The sequence below is a fragment of the Niveispirillum lacus genome (assembly GCF_002251795.1).
In the GTDB taxonomy this organism is placed as follows: domain Bacteria; phylum Pseudomonadota; class Alphaproteobacteria; order Azospirillales; family Azospirillaceae; genus Niveispirillum; species Niveispirillum lacus.
The window spans coordinates 328,291-351,841 of the sequence record NZ_NOXU01000031.1; the positions used below are offsets into that span (position 1 = coordinate 328,291).

Here is a 23,551-nt window from a genome sequence, read left to right on the forward strand (position 1 = left end):
GGGTGTCACGCTCTTGAATGTGTGCTATGGCGGAAACCCCATCCCCCTGTGGATCGAGTGACCGACCGATGTCCTACCTGTCGCAATCGTCTTATCGGCGGCAACAGCCGCAGAGTTCAGGGCGGTTGGTTGGCATCGCGGTGGTTATTCTTCTGCACGTTGGGGTGATTTACGCGCTGGCTACTGGCTTGGCTCAGAAGGCGGTCTCAGTGATCGCCGATCCGATCAAGACAGAAATCATCGAGGAAATCGCTCCACCGCCGGAAGAAGTCCCGCCGCCGCCCCCGCCGCCCAAGTTCGATACGCCGCCCCCGCCGTTCATTCCGCCGCCTGAGATTCAGATCTCGCAGCCGCCGCCGCCGACGTCTACGGCGATCCAGACGACGACTGCCGAGCGGCCCCCGGTGGTGCAACCCCCGACGCGTATGGTGGCCCCGCCGCCACCGCCGACGGGTGGCAAGATCGATGTGAAAAGCCTTGCAAGGAACCGGCCTGAATATCCGGCTCAATCGATCCGTCTGGAGGAAGCCGGTACGACCGTCATGCGTCTCTATTGCAACGCAGATGGCCGTATCTCCGACGCCACGATCGAGAAGTCGAGCGGATTTGAGCGCCTGGATCAGGCCTGGATGAAGGAAGCCAAACGTGGCCGGTGGAGGTGCGAACCGCCGACTGTGGATGGCAAGCCCCAAGGTGCCTGGATTCCGAGCATGGTTCCGCTCACCTTCCGCCTTGAAGATGCGCGCTGATCACCATCGCATCGACCTCTATCGAAACACGTAAGTCTGAAAGCAGAGCTACGATGAACAAGCTGTTCACCCTGGCGGGCATCAGCCGCCTCGCCGCCGCCGCCGCCGTTGCCGCTACCTTGTCGGCCCCGGTCTTCGCCCAGTCCACGACCCCGACCGAGCCGGCCCCCGCCGCTGCTGCTCCGGCCGATCCCGCCGCCGCCCCGGCTGCTGATGCTGCTGCTCCGGCTGCCGATGCCGCTGCACCCGCTGACGCTGCTGCTGCTCCGGCTGAAGAGCCCGTGAACCCGTACGGTCTGCAGGCCATCATCGACCATGGTGACTTGGTCGCCAAGAGCACGCTGGTCATCATGCTGCTGATGTCGGCTGGCACCTGGTACATTTTCGTTACCAAGCTGATCGAACAGTCCAAGCTGATGTCGCAGGCGAGCTTCGCCGAAAAGAACTTCTGGACGGCCTCTTCGGTCGCCGAAGGCGCTTCTCGCCTGAAGGAAAACTCGGCCTTCCGCGGCATCGTGGAAGATGGTCTGCGCGCGACCGAACATCACGATGGCGCCCTGACCGACCATATCGACCTGCACGAATGGGTGACGATGTCCCTGCAGCGTTCGGTTGACGCCGTGAACGCCCGCCTGCAGAGCGGCCTGTCGTTCCTGGCTTCGGTCGGCTCCACCTCTCCCTTTATCGGTCTGTTCGGTACGGTGTGGGGTATTCTGAACGCCCTCGTGGCCATCGGTCTGTCGGGTCAGGCCTCGATCGATAAGGTTGCCGGCCCCGTCGGTGAAGCACTGATCATGACCGCTATCGGTCTGGCTGTCGCCGTGCCCGCCGTGCTGGCCTACAACTGGTTGACCCGCCGTAACAAGCTGGTCATGGACCGTCTGCGTAACTTCTCTGCCGATCTGCACGCGCTGCTGATCGCCGGCCAGAAGTCCAAGACCGGCCGGAGCGCCTAACCATGGGGATGAGCGTCGGCCCCGCCGATAGTGGCGAAGACTCAGTGGTGTCGGAAATCAATACGACGCCGCTGGTGGACGTGATGCTCGTTCTGCTGATCATCTTCCTGCTGACCATTCCTGCTGCCATCCAGACCATCCCCGTGAAGCTCCCTGAGGAGTCGAACGTGGTGACTGTGACCAAGCCGGAAAACGTGACGATCGGCGTGGATCCGGACGGCAACATTTATTGGAATGCTGCCCAGTTGCCGGATTACAACGCGCTGTTCGAGCGGATGAAGGAAGTGGCGGTGCTGGTTCCGCAACCTGAGATCCACATCCGTGGTGACAAGGAAGGGCGGTACGAGTTCGTTGGCAAGGTCGTGGTGACCTGCCAGCGGGCTGGCATCCTCAAGATCGGCTTTATCACCGAGCCTCCTGCCGGGGCGCTGAGCGTCAAACGTTGACGCTTAGCCTTCCCCCCGACGGGATTGAAGGATAGGAGGCCCCCATGGGTATGAGTGTTGGACCGGCAAACGCCGAAGAGGGTAATGTCACGCCGGAAATGAACACCACGCCGTTGATCGACGTGATGCTCGTGTTGCTGGTGATGCTCATCATCACCATTCCCGTGCAGACCCACGCGGTGAAACTTGACATGCCGGCTGGTCCGCCCCCACCGCAGCAGAACGTGGTTGAACCGGAAGTCATCACCATCGAAGTCGACTTTGATGGCACGGTGATCTGGAACGGCACCGTTTTGAACAGCCGCGAGGAGATGGAACAGCAGATGACACTGAAGGCTTCGCAGCAGCCGCAGCCGGAAGTGCATCTGCGTCCCAACAAGCTGGTTAAGTACAAGTACGTGGCGGCTGTTCTGGCGTCCGCGCAGCGGCTCGGCCTGAACAAGATCGGCATGGTTGGTAACGAACAGTTCATGGACTGATCGGCACCAGAAGTAAGGGGCAAGGCGGACCTTCGCAGGTCCGCCTTAAACCTGCCCAGATCGGCTGATTGCATTCGGATAGCGGTCAGGTGGCTGACCGTAAGACAACCCGTCGAATGGGACCCATCGCGAAGAGACACGCGACCTGTTCGCCCGATACCGAGATAGAGACAATGATCCGCACCCGTCTTTTTACCGCCGCCCTTTTGGGAACGGCTTTGGCCTTTGGCTCCTTCGCCGCCATCATGGCACCGTCTGAGGCCTTTGCGCAGAAGGCGAGCGGTGACAAGAAGGCGTCAGGCGAAACGGTTCGCCCGGAAGTGGGCACACCGCTGCAGGCCGCCCAGGAGCTGGTCAAGCAGAAGAAGTACAAAGAGGCATTGGTGAAGGTTAAGGAAGCCGACGCCGTTCCCAACAAGACCCCGTTCGAAGCGTCGACGGTTCTGCAGTTCCGTGTCGCCGTTGCGCAGGCGGCCGGTGACGCCAATGAGCTTGAAAAAGCCATGGAGGCGCTGATCGCGACCGGTGCGTTGCAGCAGGCCCAGCAGGGTCAGTATGCGCTGGTGCTGGCGCAGAGCTTCCTCACGGACAAGAATTTCCCCAAGACCATCAGTTGGGCGCAAAAGGCCATCAGCCTGGGTGCAAACGAGAGCCAGGCTCGCACCATGCTGCTGGCGGCCTATTTTGAGAGCAAGGACTACGCCAACGCGGTCAAGGAGATGAGCCTCAAGATCGCCACCGCGGAGAAGGCCGGCCAGAAGCCGACCCAGCGCGACCTCGAGATCCTGGCCAGTCTGCAGCTTTCGAATAACAACGAAGCAGGCTACACCGCTGTGCTGGAGCGCCTGGTCGGTATGTATCCGGAGAAGAAGTACTGGGAAGATTTGCTGAACCGCGTTCAGCGTAAGCCCGGCTTCAACCGCGATCGTCTGGCGCTGGATATTTACCGCCTGAAATACAGCATCGGGCTGCTGGAATCGGCTGGTGAGCTGATGGAAATGGCCCAGCTTTCGTTGCAGGCTGGTAATCCGGGTGAAGCCCAGGCCGTGATCGACAAGGGCTACACGTCCGGTGTCATGGGCACCGGGCCAGAGGCCGAACGTCAGAAGCGCCTGAAGGACATGGCCGCCAAGCAGGTCGGCGACGACAAGAAGGCGCTGGCCCAGACCGAAAGCGAAGCGCTGGCTGGGGCAAATGCCGGGCCGATCCTGCGTGTCGCCGAAGCTTATGCCGGTTATGGCCAGTTTGATAAGGCCGCGACCTTGGCTGAAGCCGCCATTGCCAAGGGCAATCTGAAGAACCCTGACGATGCCCGTCTGCGTCTGGTGACCTACTACCTGGCCCTGGGGCAGAAGGCAAAGGCAGAAGCCACAGCCAAAGCGATCAAGGCAACGGATGGTCCGGCCGATCTGGCCCGTCTGAGCCTGCTTGCCGCCAAGGCAAAGTGATGTGACGTGAGGCGGACCAGCGCCGGACTATGGTCGTTGGTCCGCCTTACCACGCCGTCCTGCCATCCGTACGCGGGGAAGCAGTCCTGTTTCCCCCAATACCCCGGTTGTGACTGCCGGGTCCCGACGGACGTACCATGTCGGATTTGGAACCTCTCTTCCGCCCCCGACTGCAATATCCTGAACGTGCCCTCCGTCTGAGGCGCGAAGGTCGTGTCATTGTCGAGTTTCGCATCGGCAATGATGGCGCACCGCAGGATGTGCGTGTCGTGGAGGCCATCCCACCGGGCCTGTTTGAGCAGTCGGCCTTGCGATATGCAGCCGGTCTTCGTTATCACCCTGGGGAAAAACCGCCGCACCCGGCAGAAACCATGGGTCGGGAACGGGATCGTCAGCGGCTGGAAGTGCGGTTTGAAATGCGGGGACAGGCCTGATCCGCATTCCTCACGACCGATACATCTTTTAAACCGACCAAAGATTTCCTATTTGTAAGGCGACGCGTCGAAGCGGGCCATGTAACTGGAGAATTTCCATGGGCGCCATGAGCCTCTGGCACTGGATCATCGTTCTTGTTGTCGTGCTGCTGGTCTTTGGTGCCGGTAAGCTTCCCAATGTCATGGGCGACATGGCCAAGGGTGTGAAGGCCTTCAAAAAGGGCCTGAAGGAAGGCGAGGAGGAGGCCGCGGCCGACCCTAAGCTGACGGAAAACAAGCCGGGCGAAAACGCCCCGCGCTGAACCCCGTTGAGCACAGCGCCGTCATTTTGACGAAGCCGGACGCGTCTTGCGGCCGGCTTTTGTTGTTTGGCGGACAAACGCTGACACAGCTTCGGGATCAATGACGACGGCTTGGTTGTGCTATAACGCGCCCTTCGGCAATGAATAATGATCGGGACAGGGATGAGCGATAGTCTGGAAGGTCTGACGGCGGCAGATGTCCAGCACCTGGCCAGTGATCGGACGCCGGACGCTCGCATCCAGCTTCTGGGCAAGTTGATGCGGATTGCCGAGCAGGCCCTTCTTGCCGAGACAGAGCGTACCCTGGTCCGCGATCTGCTGGTCCGTCTGGCCCACGATACCGCACGCCAAGTGCGTGAGGCGGTGGCTTGGCAGATTTACAACAGCCCGCTGCTTTCCGATGATCTCGCCCGCGATCTTGCGTTGGATGTGACATCGGTGGCTTTCCCCGTCTTGCGTCACGCCGGCAATTTGGATGACGGTCTGCTGCTGGAGGTTATCGGGGCCGGTCAGAGCGATAAACAGATGGCCATCGCCGCGCGCGCCCATCTGTCTTGTGACGTTGCCGGTGCTCTGGCGGAGGTGGGCAATCTCGCCGTCATTGCCACCCTGGTGGGGAATGAGGGGGCCGACCTCTCCGACCAGTCCCTCCTGTCTGTTGCGGAGAAGTATGCCCATGTGCCCCTGGTCGCTGAACCGCTGGCGGGAAGGGCCTATCTACCGGCAAGTGCCGTGGAGCGCATGGTGGCCCACGTCTCCGAAAAGGTTCGGGATCTCCTTGTCGAACGCCACCGGTTATCGCCGGTGATGGTTGCCGAGATCGTTGGACATGGTCGCGACGCGGCAACCTTAGCCCTGCTGCGGCCAATCTCCCGGCCCGGCATGGAAGCTTCGGCACTGGCGGTACATTTGCACGAACAAGGTCGATTGGGGGTTTCGTTGCTGCTTCGCACCTTGTGCGGCGGTGACTTTGATTTTTTTGCAGCGGCAATTGCCACCAAATCACGCGTCCGCAAGGCGAACGCATTGTCGTTATTGTTGGACGGCAAATGGGAGGGCATGCGGGCGCTGCTGGACCATGCCCACGTACCCAAGCATCTGTTCCGACCTTTCCAGGTGGCGATGCGTGTTGCCCAAACCACGGGTTACCGCGGCGATGCCGAAGGCCGCTTAGCTTTCCAGACCGAGGCGCTGGGCCGTATCTATGCGGAATGCGGGCAGTCAGAGGAACGGGCGATGGACAATCTGCTGCTGCAGCTTTTCGATCAGAAGGGCGACGCGTTGGTGGACGCCGCCATGGATATTGCCGGCATGCCGTTCTTGCCAGTCCGTGGAAATGTGCCCCGAGGCGGATCGGGTCATACCTAATCAGAACGCCCGGATTTGCATCTGGATCGGGCCTTCGGCGCGGCCATGGATGAACTGGTCGACATAAGGATTACCAGAATCGTCAATCGCCGACACCGGCCCCACCCAAATCAGCCGGCCCTTGTAGAGCATGGCGATGCGGTCGGCAATCTTACGCGCGCTGGCCATATCATGGGTGATGGAAAGGGCGGTGGCGCCCAAATCCTTGACGCATTTGACAATCAGATCATTGATGACATCGGCCATGATCGGGTCCAGGCCCGTGGTCGGTTCGTCAAAGAAGATGATTTCAGGCCGTGTGCAGATGGCCCGAGCAAGCCCCACGCGCTTCTGCATGCCGCCGGATAATTCTGAAGGAAACAGATTGGCCACATCGGGTCCAAGCCCCACGGCGCCCAGGGTTGCGACAGCACGCTCCTTGGCTTCGCCGCGCGCCATGCGCTGCCCCTGGATCAGGCCGAAGGCGACATTTTCCCAGACTGGCAGGCTGTCGAACAGGGCGGCGCCCTGGAACAGCATGCCGAACTTGGCCATGGCGCGCTCACGCTCACGTCCGCCGATATGAGTTGTATCCTGGCCATCAATCCGGATTGTGCCAGCATCGGGTTGAATGATGCCCAGAATGCTTTTCAACAGCACGGACTTGCCGGTGCCGGAACCGCCGATGATCACGATGCTTTCGCCGCGTTGAACATCAAGATCAATGCCGTCCAGCACCACCTTGGGGCCGAAAAACTTCTTCACGCCCTTCAGCGCGATCTTGGGCACATCCATTTCCTGTGTCAGTTCCAAGGGCGCCATGGTCATGAGAAGAAAATCCCCGTCAGCAGATAATTCAGCACCAGAATGAGAATGGAGGCAGACACCACCGCATTGGTCGTAGCGGCACCAACCCCCTGTGCGCCCCCACGCGAATTGTAGCCATGGTAACAACCCATCAACGAGATCACGAAGCCGAAGCAAGCCGCCTTCACCAGACCCGAAACCACATCCATGAATTCGAGGTACTGCCAAGTATTGTTGATGTAGCTGGATGCATTAAAACCCAGTCGGTACACAGCCACAAGATAACCGCCGAACACACCGATAATATCGGCGACCAGCACCAGAATGGGGAGCATGGTGGTGCCTGCAATCAAGCGTGGAACCACCAGATATTTATAGGGATTGGTCGAAAGGGTGGTCAGCGCATCCACCTGTTCGGTCACCCGCATTGTACCGAGTTCGGCCGCCATAGCCGCACCAATGCGTCCTGCCACCATCAGGCCGGCCAGAACCGGCCCCAACTCCCGCGTGATCGACAGCACAACCACGGTTGCAATCGCACTTTCTGCCGAGAACCGTGAAAAGCCACTGTAACTTTGCAGCGCCAGCACCATGCCGGTGAAGACAGCGGTCAGGCCGACCACCGGCAGGCTGTAAAAGCCGATTTCCACCATCTGCCGGCCGATATGGCGAAAATAGAAAGGCGGACGAAGGCAATGGGCCAACGCAGTGAAGGTGAACAGGGCCAAGTGACCCGCCGCTTCCATGAAGGTCAGGGTAGCCCGGCCAATCGCACTGAGGAAATTCATGAACTTGGCCTTCTCCTTGCCGGAACCCAACCCATCGCTAGACAATGGGGTGTCTTCTGTCAATGTCGAGGGGGAAGGGCGCGGGGGAGCCATGTATGGCGTATCGCAGTGCACCCAAGCCGGCCCCGCATGGAGCCTTTGCATTTCTTTCCTTGTGAAGGTTCTTGCCGCGCCGGTGATTTCGCCTTAAAACCGAAACATGTAACGAGCTGTCGATCTGATCGGCGGTCTTGAACCTTTTCAGGATGGACGGTCCCCCGTGATGGCGGCAGACCACAAGATGGAACAGCAGGTCAGCACGGGCGCTCGCGCCCGCGCCATTGCTGTGTCCACCTCCATCCGCAGTGGCCACCCTGTCCCGGCCACGAGCCTACGACTAATTTCCCCCTGAGCGCCCGATGTCGTGCCGCCATCGCCGCGGTGCGGCCCGCGATCAGGGGCACAGGTGCCAACCGGGCACCGCCAGCAACCAAACAGTCTTTCTATTTTATCGGCGTGACGTTCCGCCATGGACCGCGACCGATGTGCCGCAAGGGACCAGGACATGACCATCATCCGCGACAGCAACCGCGTCATCATTTTCGACACGACCCTCCGCGACGGCGAGCAGGCCCCCGGCTGCTCCATGAATTTGGATGAGAAGCTGCGCATCGCCACCGTGTTGGAAGAAATGGGCGTCGATGTGATTGAAGCCGGTTTCCCGATTGCATCCAATGGTGACTTTGAAGCGGTACGGGAGGTGGCCAGGACGGTCAAGAATGCCACCATCGCCGCCTTGGCCCGCACTGCGCGCGCCGATATCGACCGTGCCGCCGAGGCATTGCAGTTGGCGCAGCGCAAGCGCATCCACACCTTTATCTCCACCAGCCCGGTTCACATGAACTACATGCTGAAGATGACAGAGGAAGAGGTGTTGCAGCGGACCATTGACTATGTCGGTTACGCCCGCAACCTGACCGATGATGTGGAATGGTCGGCCCAAGATGGGTCGCGGTCCGATCGTGATTTCCTGTGCAGATGTGTTGAGGCGGCCATCAAGGCGGGCGCTACCACCATCAATATCCCAGACACGGTCGGTTATGCTCTTCCCGAAGAATATGCCTCCATGTTTAAGGATGTGATGACCCGCGTCCCCAACTCGGACAAGGCTATCTTCTCCGTCCATTGTCATAACGACCTGGGCCTGGCCGTCGCTAACTCCCTGGCGGGTATCGGGGTGGGCGTGCGTCAGGTGGAATGCACCATCAATGGCCTGGGTGAGCGCGCCGGTAATGCGTCGCTGGAAGAGATCGTGATGGCGCTGCGCACGCGCCATGACCTGATCGGCTGCACCACCGGCATCAAGACAGAGCACATCACCCGGATTTCCCGTCTTGTATCCACCATCACCGGTTTCCAGGTGCAGCCCAACAAGGCCATCGTCGGTGCCAACGCCTTCGCGCATGAAAGCGGTATCCATCAGGACGGCATGCTGAAACATGCCGAGACTTATGAGATCATGACCCCGGAATCGGTGGGTCTGAACCGGTCCTCCCTGGTCATGGGCAAGCATTCCGGCCGCGCCGCCTTCCGCGCCAAGCTGAAGGAACTGGGCTATGATGATCTGGGCGAAAACGCGGTGAATGATGCGTTTGGCCGATTTAAGGATCTGGCCGACCGCAAGAAGGACATCTATGACGAAGACATCGTCGCCATCATGGATGATGAGGTCGGCCGTCAGCATGACCGTGTCCGGTTTCAGGCACTGCATGTTGTCGCCGGTTCGCGGGGTCCGCAACATGCGGTGCTGGAACTGGAGATTGACGGCCAGCCAATTCCGCCTGTGGTTGCCTTTGGCAATGGTCCGGTGGATGCGGTGTTCAATGCCTTGAAGCTGGCTTTCCCGCATGAGGCGAAGCTGCAATTGTATCAGGTGCATGCGGTGACCCAGGGAACAGATGCCCAGGCGGAGGTGACCGTGCGCCTGGAGGAGGGCGGCAAGACCGTTAATGGCCAGGGAGCGGATGCCGATACCTTGGTGGCAAGTGCGCGGGCTTATGTGCATGCGCTGAACAAGCTGATCACCAAGCGCCTGAAGACAGCGCCGGTAGCCATGTCCGCCTGACGCGACTCCGATTCCCCGTCCCCCGATCGGTTTACCCCGGAAACCCCCGCCCGTACGCGTCTGGCGGGGGTTTTTGCCATCTTCTCGCCATGATTGGTGCAATTTGCAGCCCGCTGGGCGGGGTAGCGGGACTGGATGCGAGCCTCATGCGGCACTGCGAAGCAGATGGGCATGGAAATTCCGTAACTCGGGCTTTCAAGGCTTGAGGGTGCTGCCCCAAATGGTCTATGCAACAAACGCGGTCCGGCATATCCGGGGCCCGATCGCACCACGGGCGGCAGAATCCGGACAGTCAGAGATACGTTTCACCCATGTTTTCAAACCTGCTCGGTATGTTCTCCGCCGACATGGCGATCGACCTTGGTACGGCGAACACGCTCGTCTACGTGAAAGGTCGCGGCATCGTCCTCAATGAACCGTCAGTTGTCGCCATCCGCGACCTGCGGGGCAAAAAGCAGGTCCTTGCCGTGGGTGACGAGGCCAAGCTGATGCTGGGCCGCACACCTGGAAACATCCAGGCAATCCGGCCGCTGCGCGATGGCGTGATCGCCGACTTCGAGGTGGCGGAAGAAATGATCAAGCATTTCATCCGCAAGGTGCATAACCGCCGCAGCTTTGCCAGCCCTGAAATCGTGATCTGTGTGCCGTCCGGTTCCACCGCCGTTGAGCGCCGTGCCATCCAGGAAAGCGCTGAGGCCGCTGGTGCCCGCCGCGTTTCCCTGATTGAAGAACCGATGGCTGCCGCCATCGGGGCGGGTCTGCCGGTGACCGAGCCGACGGGCAGCATGGTTGTTGATATTGGCGGCGGCACCACGGAAGTGGCTGTCCTGTCGCTGAACGGTACTGTCCATGCCCGTTCGGCCCGTGTGGGCGGCGATAAGATGGATGAAGCCATCATCGGCTATATTCGCCGCCACCATAACCTGCTGGTCGGCGAAGGTTCCGCTGAGCGGATCAAAAAGGAAATCGGTTCTGCCTGTCCGCCGGAAGATGGCGAAGGCCGGGTGATGGAAATCAAGGGCCGTGATTTGATGAATGGTGTGCCCAAGGAATTGGTGATGAGCGAGCGGCAGATTGCCGAGAGCCTTGCCGAACCGGTCAGCCAGATCATTGAGGCTGTTAAGGTCGCCTTGGAGCACACGGCCCCCGAACTGGCGGCGGATATTGTGGACAAGGGGATCGTCCTGACCGGTGGCGGCGCGCTGCTGGCCAATCTGGATTATGTCCTGCGACACGCCACCGGCCTGCCGGTGTCTATCGCCGATGATCCTCTGTCCTGCGTCGCGCTCGGTTCCGGTCGCGCCCTGGAAGAGGAAAGCCTGCGCAACGTGCTGATCCGCATGTATTGATCGATCGTCTATTGCGATCCGATATTTACAGCGCCGCGTTGAAGCGTTACTTTCACGTTGTTTTGTAAGCCGTCATTATGGCGGCTTACCCGATCACGGGACACCAACCCCGGTGAAGACACGCAATAGCGGTTCCGTCGTGCGAATTGCCGCTCCCGTCTGGGGGATGGTTCAACGATTCTACTTTCCGCTGCTGATCCTGGCCGCCATCGCCTTGATGATGATCGGCCATGTGAATAGTACGGCGGTTGAACAGGCGCGCACACGGGTAACGGATGCGGTGTCGCCGGTGCTCAATGTCATGTCCAGGCCGGCCGCCAGTGTCGCTGACGCCCTGGAGTATTTCCGCCAACTCGTTGATCTGCATGATGAAAACGCGCGCTTGCGCGAGGAGAATGCCCGCCTGCGTCAATGGGAACAGGCGGCGCTGCGTATGGATGCGGAAAATCGATCCCTGCGGTCGCTGCTGTCATTCAAACCTGACCCTGCGGCCACTGTTGTGACTGGCCGTGTTGTCGGTGACCCTGGTGGCGCCTTTGTCCGCACTGTGGTGGTCACGGTCGGTGAGCGTGAGGGGGTGGAGCGGGGGCAGGCTGTCATGTCCGGCCAAGGGTTGGTCGGGCGTATCGTGCAAGTGGGTGACTGGTCGGCGCGTGTGCTGCTCGTCACCGATTTGAACGCCCGTATCCCGGTCGTTCTCGAAAGCAGCCGGCAGCGCGCCATGCTGGCCGGGGACAATTCTGACCACCCGCTTCTGACCTATCTGCCACCCAATAGTGAGGTGCGGCCGGGTGAAAGGGTGTTCACCTCTGGTCATGGCGGGCTGTTCCCGCCGGGCCTGCCGGTAGGCATTGTCGAAAAAGGTGCCGATGGCAAGCCGCGTGTCGTGCCCATGGCCGACCTCTCGCGGCTTGAACATGTCCAGGTGATCGATTTTGGCACGACCGGCGGTGTGGCCGCTGAAGCGACGCTGCCCGGCGCGATGAAGTGAGGGCGACGGCCTTGGCCGGCGGATTGTTCCATCAACTGGACCAGACGGGTCGCAATCTGCTGCCCCTCGGCGTCACTCTTCTGGCCATGCTGGTGGGTATGGTGCCATTGCCGTTGCCTGGTTATGCCATGGTCACGGTGCCCTTGATGCTGATGTGTCTGTTCTACTGGGTCATCCACCGTCCCGACCTGCTTCGGCCCCTGGTCGTTTTTGCCATCGGTTTGTTGCAGGATCTGATCGGGGGCACACCCATCGGCATGACCTCCATGGTTTTGATTCTGGCCTACTGGCTGCTGATAACGCAGCGCCGATTTTTCCTGGGACGTTCGTTCGTGATGTTGTGGATCGGTTTTGCCTTGGTTGCAGTCGGGGCGGCGGCCGTACAATGGGCGGTCTTCGCGTTAATGACGGCGACGATGCTGGACGGTCGGCCGGTGCTGGTGCAGGCCCTCCTGGGCGTGGCATTGTTTCCCCTGATGGCCTGGCTGCTGCAACGTCTGCATCGCGCCTATTTGAGCTGAGGTTCACCCATGTCGGCCTTTGATCGGGATGCCGAACGGCAGCGTATGCTGTCCCGCCGCACGATGGTGCTGGGCGGGCTGCAGGGTGCTGCTGTCGCTACACTCGCGGGTCGGCTTTACTATCTTCAGATCGTGGAGAGCGATCGCTACACGGTCCTGGCCGAGGATAACCGTATATCGCTTCGGCTGGTGGCGCCCCCACGTGGTCTGATCACCGACCGATTCGGGGTGCCGTTGGCGGTTAATGAGCAGAATTTCAGCGCCATCATTGTGTCCGAACGGGCCGGTGATGTGCAGCAGATCCTGGACGAGGTTGGTAAGCTGATCCCGCTGACGGAGACGGACGAGCGGCGGATTCAACGAGACATTCAGCGATCCCGCTCTTTCGCGCCCATTACCATCAAGGAGAACCTAACCTGGGATCAAGTGGCCGCCATTGAGGTGAACTTGCCCGATCTGCCGGGCGTATCGATTGATGTCGGCCAGGTCCGTTCCTACCCGTTCGGCGAAGCGCTGTCCCACGTCTTGGGTTATGTTGGTGCAGCCTCGGAGAAGGATGTTGAAGGATCGACAGATCCCCTGTTGACCCTGCCAGGTTTTCGCGTCGGCAAGGGCGGGATTGAGAAACAATATGATCAGGCCCTGCGCGGCGCCGCGGGCAACCGGCAACTGGAGGTTAATGCAGTCGGGCGGGTGATCCGCGAGTTGTCGCGCGATCCCGGTCAGCCTGGGCGTGAGGTGGCCCTGACCATCGATGCCAAACTCCAGCATTATATGCATCAGCGCCTTTCGGCCGAGCAAAGTGCTGCGGCAGTGGTAATGGATGTCCATACCGGCGGTATCCAGGCCCTGTGTTCCAGCCCGAGTTTCGACCCAAACCAGTTTGCCATGGGCATCGGCTATGATGCCTATCAGGCGTTGCTCAAAGATGAGCGTACCCCCCTTATCAATAAGGTCATTGCCGGGCAGTATCCGCCGGGCTCGACCTTCAAGATGCTGACGGCGCTGGCGGCGTTGGAGTCGGGGATCGTTGATGCCGATCACCGTGTCTACTGCCCCGGTCATATGGAACTGGGCGGCCACCGCTTCCATTGCTGGCGGCGCGGTGGGCATGGCAGCATGGATATGGTCGGCTCGTTGATGCATAGCTGCGACGTCTATTTTTATGACATCGCCGGCCGTATTGGCATGGATCGCATTGCAGAGATGGCGCGCAAGTTCGGGTTGGGCGGCCGGGTTGGGCTCGAAATCCCGGGTGAGAAGCCGGGTTTGATTCCGGACCCCAAATGGAAGCGCCGGGCCTTGAAACAACCTTGGCATCAGGGGGAGACGCTTATCGCGTCGATGGGTCAGGGCTATGTGTTGACCACTCCGTTGCAACTGGCGGTGATGACCGCGCGGCTGGCCAGCGGCAAAGCGATCCAACCCCACCTGCTGAAATCCATTGAAGGTCAGTTCACCGAAACCACGGAATGGCCCGGCATTGACGTGAAGCCCGAAAATCTGGCTGTGGTTCTGAAGGGCATGAACGCCGTGACAAATGTGCCGGGGGGGACAGGCTATCGTGCCCGCATCAATGTGGCGGGCATGGAAATGGCCGGGAAGTCTGGCAGCGCCCAGGTGCGTCGGATTTCCATGGCCGAGCGCAGTACAGGGGTGCGAAGCAACGAGTCACTGCCCTGGCGGGAACGCGACCACGCTTTGTTTGTCGCCTATGCTCCTGTGCATGCCCCCAAATATGCCTGTGCGGTTATTGTCGAGCATGGTGGCGGTGGTGGCGCGGTGGCCGCGCCAATCGCTCGCGATATCCTTCTTGAGTGCCAGATGCTGGATGCAGCTCGCGCGACTGTGGCGCAGCAGCCCCCCCCATCGACCGACACAACGCCGGTGCCGCCACCGGCGGAGGGAGGTACGCCATGACGCTGGATATCTCCGGTGATAGCGCCGCCCTGTCTTTTACGGAGAAGCTTGGACAGATCCCCTGGTCTTTTGTCCTGCTGATTACCGCGGTGGCCTGCGTCGGCTTTGCGATGCTGTATTCCGCCGCCAATGGTCAGTTCGACCCCTGGGCATCCCGTCAAATGGTGCGCTTTACCGTCGGTCTTGGGCTGATGCTGTTCATCGCCATGGTCGATATTCGCATCTGGATGAAAATGGCCTACCCGCTTTACGGCCTGGTCATGGTGCTGTTGATCGGTGTGGACCTGTTCGGGTCGATGGGTAAGGGCGCGCAACGGTGGATTGATCTTGGTTTTGTCCAGTTGCAGCCCTCAGAGATCATGAAGATCACGCTGGTGATGGCCTTGGCCCGTTATTTCCATGGCGCCTCGCTGGAGGATACGGGGCGTATCCCGTTCCTGCTGGTCCCCCTGGCGATTGTGGCAGCCCCGGTGGCCCTGGTGCTAGCCCAGCCCAATCTTGGGACTTCAATGATGCTGATCATGGCATCAGGGGCGATGTTTTTCCTGTCGGGGGTTCGCTGGTGGAAATTCGCGCTGGTCATCAGCGCGGTGTTGATCGCCATCCCGCTCAGTTGGCAGTTCCTCTTGCATGATTACCAGCGCGACCGTGTGGAAACCTTCCTGGACCCAGACAGCGACCCATTGGGGACTGGCTACCACATCACCCAGTCGAAGATCGCCTTCGGTTCGGGCGGGTTGATGGGGAAGGGTTTCCTGCAGGGTACCCAGAGCCACCTCAACTTTCTGCCGGAAAAACAGACTGACTTTATCTTCACCATGCTGGCCGAGGAATTCGGGCTTGTTGGATCGATCAGCTTCCTGCTGCTTTACTGTATGCTGCTGCTGTTCGGCTTTATCATTGCCGGGCGATGTCGCCACCAGTTCGGGCGTTTGCTGGCGCTGGGACTAACCGTCAATCTGTTCCTTTACCTGTTCATCAATGTCGCCATGATCATGGGGTTAATCCCTGTGGTGGGCGTCCCGCTGCCGCTGATTTCTTATGGTGGGACCGCGACACTGGCGGTGATGGTGGGTTTTGGCCTGTTGATTTCGGTCCATGTACATCGCGATGTCCGTATGTCACGGCGCGGCCTGGGCGATCTGTAGCCGGGGGTGTCGTCATTCCAGGCGCGCAAGGCTCGGTCGCCGAAAAAAGCAACGGTGACCCCATCGAAAATTGTCGACAAGGCTGAAGGCCTTTGCTACACAGCGCGCCTCGCCACGGTGTATGCCCTGGTGAGCCGCGATAGCGGACGTGGATTGGGCGCATAGCTCAGTTGGTAGAGCAGCTGACTCTTAATCAGCGGGTCCAAGGTTCGAGTCCTTGTGCGCCCACCAATCCACCCGATTTCGCCTGTTGAAGGTTGGGCGCATAGCTCAGTTGGTAGAGCAGCTGACTCTTAATCAGCGGGTCCAAGGTTCGAGTCCTTGTGCGCCCACCAACCTTCCCTCCACAAGCAATCAATTGATAGCCAAGCCACCTGCCCCGCAGGTGCTAGATCAGCGCTGTCTTCAGAGCTACGTTTTTTTGGTCCGGCCTAGTCAGGACCCCGCCGGTGCGGGGCTGCGACCTATCGCCTTGATCCTGCCCTGATCCACCGTCACCCTGATTTAGGGGGTGAGGGGAATGCCAGGTGGAGGAGGGTACAGATGTTGCGTGGCTACTACAAAGGGCTGGCGCTGTTTTTGGTGCTGGTGGCAGGCCCGGCCTTCGCTGACGAGGTGGCGCCATCCACCAAGTCCCTCGAGACCTGCATCGACTCGCGCCGTATCAATGGCTGGACCTCGGAGAATGACAGGGTCCTGATCGTGACATTGGGCGCCAAACAGCGCTACCGTATCCAGCTCAGCCCGTCAGCCAGGGTGTTCAGTGTCAGCAGTCAGACGACGTTGGCCTTTGTTCCACGGAGTGACGGATCACTGTGTCGGGGATGGGGTCACGTGAGCGTGGAGGGGCAGCGTATCCCTATTCTGTCCATCACGCGACTGGCCGATCCGCTGCCCACGGGTGAGAAACTGGCCGAACCGGAGAAGTGACGTGTCCCTGTCGCCCTTTGTTCCTTTTCGTCTTACCGTGTGCGGGATCGATGAATTGCCGGCCCATGCCGCCGCCGGTGTCACCCATCTGGTCTCCATCCTGGACCCGGCACGAGAACCCCTGTCGGCCTTCGATGCTTATGGCCCACACGACCGCGTCGACCTGCGGTTCCACGATATTGTTGAGGAACTGCCAGATCAGGTGGCTCCGGTGGCGCAGCATCTTGATAATGTCCTGGCCTTTGGTCGCCATCTGTCCGCAACGGCCCGGTCGGGTGATCATCTTCTGGTCCACTGCCATATGGGCATCTCTCGGTCGACCGCAGCCATGGCCCTGATTCTGGCTCAGGCGCGGCCCGACCTGGATGCCGCCCGCACGTTGGCCGAGGTGGTCCGAATCCGACCGCAGGCATGGCCGAACATGCGTATGCTGGAGATCGGCGGCGACATGCTGGGCCGGCGGGCCGAGTTGCTGGAGGCTCTGCGCGAAGTCTATGCGCGCCGCGCGGCCGGGCAGGCGCAGTGGCTGCGCTTTTTGCAGGAGAATAACCGCAGCCGCGAGGTTGCGCATATGGGGTGACAGTTCACGCCGCTGGCGGGCCAACGATCTGGTCGAAGGCGGTCTTCACCCGCGCTGCCTTGGCCCGCAGCAATGCTTCGACCTGATCGAACGGCGTGCCCTCCGGAAGGTCGGGCAAGGCGGCACGGGCAAGCCCCGCTTTGAGACCCGGTGGTGCCTTGGTGGCATCGAATCCCCCCTCGACCGTCAGGCGCAGGAAACCCTGCACCCGGCGCCACGTCTTGTGGCAATCGATCAGCATGTTAGCTGTGTCCACTGCGATGAAATCGCTGTCGCCCAGCCATGCAAGTGCGCCGGTTGTGTTGGCGTCGATGATGTCCGGCCGTTCCGGGGCATGAAGCAGCGTCAGGTACTGGGCGATGAACTGAATATCGATCATGCCGCCGCGCACATATTTCACGGTCCAGATGTCGTCCGTATGGTGCTGCTGATCAATACGGGCCCGCATGGAGGCCACGTCCTCGCGCAATGTCACCGAATCTCGGGGGCGGGTCAGAACCGATCTGATCTCTGTCGCCAGCCGCGCACGCAGGCTGACCGGCCCGGTGACGGCCCGCGCACGTGTCAGGGCCATATGTTCCCAGGTCCAGGCGCTGTCGCGCTGGTATTTGGCGAATCCGTCGAAGCTCACAGCCAGTGGCCCAGCATTGCCCGAGGGGCGCAGGCGCATATCCACTTCATAAAGCTGTCCTTCTGCTGTGTGCGCCGTGATGGCGTTGACCAGCCGTTGGGTCAGCTTGATGAAGTAATCATTGGGCGACAGGGGCTTTGCCCCATCCGATTGAACCACGTCATCCGGCACGTCATAGACGGTGATCAGGTCTAGGTCGGAACGCAGGGACAATGACCGCGCTCCCAATCGCCCCAGGCCCAGGACAGCCATGCCGGCTCCTGGCAACCGGCCATGCCGTTTGGCGAACTCTTCCTCTACGGCACGTTGCAGGCCAGCCAGCGCGACCTCAGCGACATCGGTGAGAAACGCACCGAGCCGGTCGGCATCGCTCACATGGCGCAGAATATGCACCCCAGCCCGGAAACGATGTTCGTTGGTCCAGCGCCTGGTGAGGTCCAGCACCTCCTCGAAATAAAGAGCGCCGCCGACCAGGGCGTCGAAACCGGCGTCCAACTCATCGCGGCCCGGCAGGGTGCCGAAGAAGCCCGGCAGCAAAACAGCATCCAGTGCCTGGGGTTGCCGCGCCAACTGCTCGGCCAGGCGCGGGGCTGTGCCCATCACCTCGGCGACCAGATCCAGAAGGTTTGGGTTGGCGTAGAACAAACTGAACAACTGAACGCCGGCCGGCAAGCGGGACAGGAATTCATCAAATTTCAGGAACGCCTGATCAGGATGTGCAGTGCGGCCAAAGGCAGCGAGCAGGGTAGGGACCAACTCAGTCAACAGTTCCCGCGCCCGCTGACTGCGTGTTGCGCGATATCGGCCATGATGCCAGGCCCTTATCTGTCCCGCCACAGCGGACGGATTCTGGTAGCCCATCTCCCGCAACGTCACCATTGTGTCGGGGTCATCCTCGGTACCGGTGAAAACCAGGCTACCGGAGCCGGACAGAGCGGGGCTTTCTGCGAACAGATGGTCGTAATGGTCCTCCACCACCGTTAACGTGGCCATCAGCCGGTCGCGAAAGGATTGTGTGTCGGGAAATCCCAGGAAGGCGGCGATGCGGTGCACGCCGTCGTCCGTCTTGGGCAATTGGTGGGTCTGTTGATCATCCACCATCTGCACCCGGTGTTCGACGGTACGCAGGAAGCGGTACGCTTCTGAAAGATCATCTGCCACGGATTGTTCAACACGGTCGGCCGCCACCAAGGCATACAGTGTCTCCACCGTTCCGCAGGTGCGTAAAGAACGGTCGCGTCCCCCATAGATCAGTTGTTGTGTCTGGGCGAAAAATTCGATCTCCCGGATACCGCCACGGCCAATCTTGATATTGTGGCCATTCACGGTCTTCTCGCGGTGCCCCTTGTGGGCGCCGATCTGTCGTTTGATGGAATGGATGTCCTGAATTGCAGCGAAATCCAGGTTCCGACGCCAGATAAAGTGCCGGATAATGTCCATGAAACCTTTGCCTGCATCCAGATCGCCGGCCACGGGGCGGGCCTTGATCATGGCGGCGCGTTCCCAGTTTTGACCCAGGCTGCTGTAATAGGCTTCCGCTGCCGAGACACTGACGGCCACCGGTGTTGCTCCCGGATCAGGACGCAGGCGCAGATCGGTGCGAAACACATAACCATCGGCTGTGCGCTCATCCATGATGCGCACCATTTCGCGTGTTACCCGCACGAAGTGTTTTGTCATTTCTCCGTCCGGCACCTGCACGATGCCATCGTCATAGAGGACGATCAGATCAATGTCGGAGGAGTAGTTCAGTTCGCGGGCGCCGAATTTTCCCATGGCCAACACAATATAGCCGCTGCCCTTTTCCGGCGTTGCCGGGTCTGGAACCAGCAGCTTGCCGGATGCCACCGCTTGACGCAGGGCCACACGCACGGCCAGTTGCAGGGCGGCCTGCGCGAAGTCGGACAGTGCGCCCGTTACCTTTTCCAGCGGCCAGCCCTGCGCCATGTCCGCCAGCCCGATCAGCAGGGCGGCGCGGCGTTTTGCGATGCGCAGCGCTTTCATCAAACGGTCGGCATTGGTTTCCGCGCCATGATCACGCCACAGTGCCTGGACAAGTTCGTCGAACGCGGCGTCAAAGCCAACGTCCAGCAGGCGACGGAAGAATCCCATCTCCCGCACCAAGGCCTGTCCCAGGAATGGGCTGTTGGCAAACACGGCCTCCAGCACCTGCTTTCCGCCGGTATCAGCGGCGTAAGCGCGTGCAAAAGCGGCAAGGTCGGGGTCACAGCCCGTACCCGTCGCTTCGTACCAATGTTGCAGTCCGATGGCGGCCCGTTGTGGATCGCCAAGGCGGGGAAGGGATTCTTGATTGAACATCGGGTATCTACCGGGCTATCCCAAGCGGGCCGCGTTGGCGGGGCGTCAGACTGCCCCCCGTCTGCGCATAAGGTCAAGATGCCCGTAACGCCCGGCCAGGTCCGCCGGAGAACCGAGATCGATGCTGCGTCGTACTGCCCTTATCCTGCTTGAACTGGTCGCCGGCCTGTTGCTGGTGGTCGTGCTGGCGGGTGGCTACATGGCATTTCGGTTGACGCAGCAGGGGCCGATCGCGGTTGACTTCGTCACCCCCTATCTGGCGCAGGCATTATCGCGCGATGGCCCGCTCCGGTTGGAGGTTGCCCGAACCGAACTGGCCTGGGTCGGCTTTGGCACGCCTATCGATATTCGGGTCAAGGGGGTGGAGGCGCACGGGGCCAGTGGTGCCTTGCTGGCCACCGTTCCGGAAATGCGCCTGGGTCTGTCAGTCCCAGCCCTGCTGCGCGGCCGCGTGGCGCCGACGCGCATTGATCTGGTGGAGCCCAGCCTCTACGCCGAACGCACAGCCGAAGGGGGATTCCGGCTGGATATCGGTGATGACAGTTCCGATCCGGAAGCAGGGGCCCGCATCCTGGCTGACCTGATCGACCAGATGCGCCGCCCACCGGACCCTGAAGCCACCATGGGCGCGCTGCGTGACCTTCGGATCACGCGCGGTATGCTCGTGGTCGCCAATCTGGCTACCCAGACGAAGTGGCAGGTGCCGCGGCTGGATATGCGCCTGCGCCGCGATGTGCGCGGGGTACGCGGCACGGCATCGGCGGACATTGATATGGGCGCGGAGATCAATCAGGTCTCTGCGGAAATTGTATGGCGTGCCGATGATGGCGGCGTCACCCTGCGCAGTGAGATGGCAGACATTGTGCCGGCCGAGTTTGCAGAGATCGCCCCGGTGCTGCATCCCCTGCGGGCGTTGGATGTGACGCTGGCCGGTACCGTCATGCTGGAGTTGAAATCCGACCTGACACCGGTGAGCTTGGTGCTGGGCCTGACCGGGGGTAAGGGTACGCTGTCGTTGCCCGATCAGTTACCGGAGCCGCTTAACTTCGACCGGGTTGAGCTGCACGGAACATTGGATGATGCAGGACGGCATCTGGAACTGACGCGGTTCAACCTGGACATGACCGGACCAGCCGATCTGACTATCACCGGCAGTGCGCAGCAACGCGACCGGACCATGGAATTGGCCCTGACGACTGAGTTGACAGGCCTGCCGATGGAGGATCTGCACCGGTATTGGCCTAAGGGTGTGAAGCAAAACACCCGCGACTGGATGGTCAATAACCTGGCCGATGGCACCTTTGAGCGAACAGTCTTCCGCCTGGAAGGATCAGGCCCGGTTGACGATATCGACCAGTTCCACGTGGCCCGGATGCAGGGCGACCTTGTTCTCTCAGGCTTCACGGTGCATTACCGCAAGCCTTTGCCGCCCGTCACCAACGTTTCCGCCACCGCCACGTTCGATGGTAAAAACTTTGATATCGCCGTCCAGGATGGGGCGTTGCTGGATATGAAGGCAGGACCGGGGATGATCCGGATCCTGGGTCTGGATACAGATGACGAACACCGGATCGATATCCGTGTCGGCTTAGAAGGGCCTCTGTCATCGGCCTTGGCCGTGCTGGATCACCCGCCGCTGGGCTATGCGGCGAAGGTTAATCTGGTGCCAGAGAGGGTGTCAGGTCACGCAAAGGCTGAACTGCATTTTGCATTCCCGCTGGTGGCCGCACTCACCATGGATATGGTCGAACTGGACGGCAAAGCCACCCTGACCGAGGTGGCCGTGCCTGATATCGTGTCCGATATCGATGCGACAGAAGGTGTTCTTGAGCTTGTGGTCACCGGCCATGATCTTCATATGACCGGCACCGCCCTGTTGAATGGGGTGCCATCACAGGTCGAATGGCTGGAAAACTTCCCCGCCGACGCCCCGATCGGTACCCAGGTCCGCGTTCGGGGTAAGCTCGATGACGAACAGCGCCGGCGATTCCGCCTCGATTTCCCAGATTGGTTGAACGGACCGGCTGGCGTCGATCTGGTCTATACCAGCGAACGCACTCCACAGGGCCGGCAGCAGACGATTCAGGCCGACATCGACATCACGCCCTCTACCCTGCGTGTCGATGTGATGAAATGGCGCAAGGAACCAGGCAAGCCGGGGCAGGGACGGGTGACCGTTCGGTTCAAGGACGGCAAACCCATCCTGATTCCAGCCTTCGTGGTTACGACCGAAGAACTGACCGCGGTGGGATCGATGACACTGCGCGAGACGGATTACGGCCTGTCCCATCTACTGCTGGACCAGTTCAAGCTGGGTGAAAGTGATGCCCGCGTCGATATTCGGGATACCGATGGCAAGGGTGGTCTGGCCATTGATGTCCGCGGCGAAAGTTTTGATGTGCGGCCGTTCCGCAGCCGGGAGAAGGGACCGGACGGCAAGATCATTCACCCGGACCCGGCGATAGAGGCGGCCCCCAAGACACCTTTGTCCATTTCTTTCGATCTGGGCCGCGCCATTATGGGCGATGATGGCCGCGAAATCCGGCAGGCGAAAGGTCGGATGGAGCGTGATAGTAGCATCTGGTACCGCACTGACCTGGATGCTGTTGTCGGGGAATCCGGCACGCTCAAGGTCCGCTATGCACCTGACCCGTCCGATGCCCGTATTCTGACCCTGCACGTCGAGACTGATGATGCGGGCGCCACTCTGCGGGGCCTGGATGTCATCAGCCAGATCAGAGGGGGCCAACTGACTCTGTCTGGCCGATCGCAGCCCGATGATCAAGGGCAAGCCCTGGTGGGAAGGGCCGACCTGATCAACTATCAGGTGCAGGATGCGCCGGTTCTGGCCCGTCTGCTCTCGGCAACGTCGCCACGGGGGTTTGCCAACCTGATGTCGGGCCAGCCCATTGCCTTTTCCCGCCTGTCCGGTGACTGGTTATGGCACAAGGATGGCATCACCCTGCGCGAGATGCGGACATCCGGGTCGCAGGTAGGCCTGACCCTGGAAGGTAACATCGACCTGAAGCGCAACGATGTCGCTCTTCAGGGTACGATCGTTCCGTTTACGACGGTTAACAAGCTGCTGGGCATCATTCCGGTTTTCGGTGACCTGCTGGTCGGTGGCGAAGGGCAGGGACTATTTGCGGCCACCTACAGTGTGAAGGGGCCGACCGACAACCTGGATGTCGGGGTGAACCCCTTGGCTGTTCTGGCTCCCGGCTTCCTGCGCAACCTGTTCTTCCTGCCGCAGCCAGCAGGAGAGGATATGCCCAAGGACACGCAAGACGGGAAGTGACTTC

At 60.7% G+C, this 23,551-nt stretch carries 20 protein-coding genes and 2 tRNA genes; 19 read left to right on the forward strand and 3 right to left on the reverse strand.

From position 1 onward, the window contains the following. The first annotated feature begins 125 nt into the window (after positions 1-125). The 8 genes from CHU95_RS17280 (at position 126) to CHU95_RS17315 (ending at position 6,182) form a co-directional block, all read left to right on the forward strand. Positions 126-749: an energy transducer TonB gene (locus CHU95_RS17280; RefSeq protein ID WP_207762529.1), complete on the forward strand. Its 624-nt coding sequence runs from the start codon at positions 126-128 to the stop codon at positions 747-749. 53 nt (positions 750-802) lie between these two features. Next, positions 803-1,705: a MotA/TolQ/ExbB proton channel family protein gene (locus CHU95_RS17285; protein WP_094457580.1), complete on the forward strand. Its 903-nt coding sequence runs from the start codon at positions 803-805 to the stop codon at positions 1,703-1,705. Between the two features lie 2 nt (positions 1,706-1,707). After that, entirely contained in the window at positions 1,708-2,151 is a 444-nt protein-coding gene (locus CHU95_RS17290) for an ExbD/TolR family protein (RefSeq protein WP_094457581.1), read from the forward strand. 44 nt (positions 2,152-2,195) lie between these two features. After that, positions 2,196-2,630 (forward strand): ExbD/TolR family protein, encoded by a 435-nt coding sequence (locus tag CHU95_RS17295; protein ID WP_207762530.1) that lies wholly within the window; start codon positions 2,196-2,198, stop codon positions 2,628-2,630. A 173-nt stretch (positions 2,631-2,803) separates the two neighbouring features. Then, positions 2,804-4,078: a hypothetical protein gene (locus CHU95_RS17300; protein WP_094457582.1), complete on the forward strand. Its 1,275-nt coding sequence runs from the start codon at positions 2,804-2,806 to the stop codon at positions 4,076-4,078. A gap of 137 nt (positions 4,079-4,215) precedes the next feature. Next, the gene (locus tag CHU95_RS17305) at positions 4,216-4,512 is read left to right on the forward strand and encodes an energy transducer TonB (RefSeq protein WP_094457583.1); all 297 of its coding nucleotides are present in this window, start codon (positions 4,216-4,218) and stop codon (positions 4,510-4,512) included. 98 nt (positions 4,513-4,610) lie between these two features. Beyond that, entirely contained in the window at positions 4,611-4,814 is a 204-nt protein-coding gene (locus tag CHU95_RS17310; RefSeq protein ID WP_054167050.1) for a twin-arginine translocase TatA/TatE family subunit, read from the forward strand. A 162-nt stretch (positions 4,815-4,976) separates the two neighbouring features. Continuing rightward, positions 4,977-6,182, forward strand: coding sequence for a DUF2336 domain-containing protein (locus CHU95_RS17315; protein ID WP_165772243.1), 1,206 nt, complete (start codon positions 4,977-4,979; stop codon positions 6,180-6,182). Here the strand turns inward: CHU95_RS17315 and CHU95_RS17320 are convergent, their stop codons facing one another. Together CHU95_RS17320 and CHU95_RS17325 are read right to left on the reverse strand one after the other, a co-directional pair. Continuing rightward, the gene (locus CHU95_RS17320; RefSeq protein WP_245838363.1) at positions 6,183-6,989 is read right to left on the reverse strand and encodes an ABC transporter ATP-binding protein; all 807 of its coding nucleotides are present in this window, start codon (positions 6,987-6,989) and stop codon (positions 6,183-6,185) included. It lies immediately after the preceding gene. After that, the gene (locus CHU95_RS17325; RefSeq protein WP_094457965.1) at positions 6,986-7,756 is read right to left on the reverse strand and encodes an MlaE family ABC transporter permease; all 771 of its coding nucleotides are present in this window, start codon (positions 7,754-7,756) and stop codon (positions 6,986-6,988) included. The genes CHU95_RS17320 and CHU95_RS17325 overlap by 4 nt, the downstream gene beginning before the upstream one ends. A gap of 544 nt (positions 7,757-8,300) precedes the next feature. Here CHU95_RS17325 and CHU95_RS17330 point away from each other — a divergent pair. The 10 genes from CHU95_RS17330 to CHU95_RS17375 all read left to right on the forward strand — a co-directional run bounded on the left by CHU95_RS17330 (position 8,301) and on the right by CHU95_RS17375 (position 17,299). Then, positions 8,301-9,860, forward strand: a complete 1,560-nt coding sequence (locus CHU95_RS17330; RefSeq protein WP_094457585.1) for a 2-isopropylmalate synthase — start codon at positions 8,301-8,303, stop codon at positions 9,858-9,860. A gap of 311 nt (positions 9,861-10,171) precedes the next feature. After that, positions 10,172-11,209, forward strand: coding sequence for a rod shape-determining protein (locus CHU95_RS17335; RefSeq protein WP_054167055.1), 1,038 nt, complete (start codon positions 10,172-10,174; stop codon positions 11,207-11,209). A gap of 112 nt (positions 11,210-11,321) precedes the next feature. Continuing rightward, complete coding sequence (gene mreC, locus CHU95_RS17340) at positions 11,322-12,200, forward strand: rod shape-determining protein MreC (protein ID WP_094457586.1); 879 nt, start codon at positions 11,322-11,324, stop codon at positions 12,198-12,200. A gap of 11 nt (positions 12,201-12,211) precedes the next feature. Next, on the forward strand, positions 12,212-12,721 hold the full coding sequence (gene mreD, locus CHU95_RS17345; protein WP_094457587.1) for a rod shape-determining protein MreD: 510 nt from the start codon (positions 12,212-12,214) through the stop codon (positions 12,719-12,721). 9 nt (positions 12,722-12,730) lie between these two features. Continuing rightward, the gene (gene mrdA, locus CHU95_RS17350; RefSeq protein WP_094457588.1) at positions 12,731-14,641 is read left to right on the forward strand and encodes a penicillin-binding protein 2; all 1,911 of its coding nucleotides are present in this window, start codon (positions 12,731-12,733) and stop codon (positions 14,639-14,641) included. After that, positions 14,638-15,789, forward strand: a complete 1,152-nt coding sequence (rodA, locus tag CHU95_RS17355; RefSeq protein ID WP_094457589.1) for a rod shape-determining protein RodA — start codon at positions 14,638-14,640, stop codon at positions 15,787-15,789. Before mrdA ends, rodA begins: the two co-directional genes overlap by 4 nt. Positions 15,790-15,944: 155 nt before the next feature. Further along, a tRNA-Lys gene (locus tag CHU95_RS17360) sits at positions 15,945-16,020 on the forward strand. A gap of 28 nt (positions 16,021-16,048) precedes the next feature. Continuing rightward, positions 16,049-16,124, forward strand: a tRNA-Lys gene (locus CHU95_RS17365). 208 nt (positions 16,125-16,332) lie between these two features. Next, positions 16,333-16,719, forward strand: coding sequence for a hypothetical protein (locus CHU95_RS17370; RefSeq protein WP_094457590.1), 387 nt, complete (start codon positions 16,333-16,335; stop codon positions 16,717-16,719). A 1-nt stretch (position 16,720) separates the two neighbouring features. Further along, positions 16,721-17,299, forward strand: coding sequence for a tyrosine phosphatase family protein (locus tag CHU95_RS17375; protein WP_094457591.1), 579 nt, complete (start codon positions 16,721-16,723; stop codon positions 17,297-17,299). A 4-nt stretch (positions 17,300-17,303) separates the two neighbouring features. Here CHU95_RS17375 and CHU95_RS17380 read toward each other — a convergent pair whose 3' ends face one another. Then, the gene (locus CHU95_RS17380) at positions 17,304-20,249 is read right to left on the reverse strand and encodes a bifunctional [glutamine synthetase] adenylyltransferase/[glutamine synthetase]-adenylyl-L-tyrosine phosphorylase (RefSeq protein ID WP_094457592.1); all 2,946 of its coding nucleotides are present in this window, start codon (positions 20,247-20,249) and stop codon (positions 17,304-17,306) included. Positions 20,250-20,370: 121 nt separating this feature from the next. On the opposite strand from CHU95_RS17380, the gene CHU95_RS17385 reads away from it, so the two are divergent. After that, on the forward strand, positions 20,371-23,547 hold the full coding sequence (locus tag CHU95_RS17385; protein ID WP_094457593.1) for a YhdP family protein: 3,177 nt from the start codon (positions 20,371-20,373) through the stop codon (positions 23,545-23,547). Positions 23,548-23,551 lie beyond the last annotated feature (4 nt).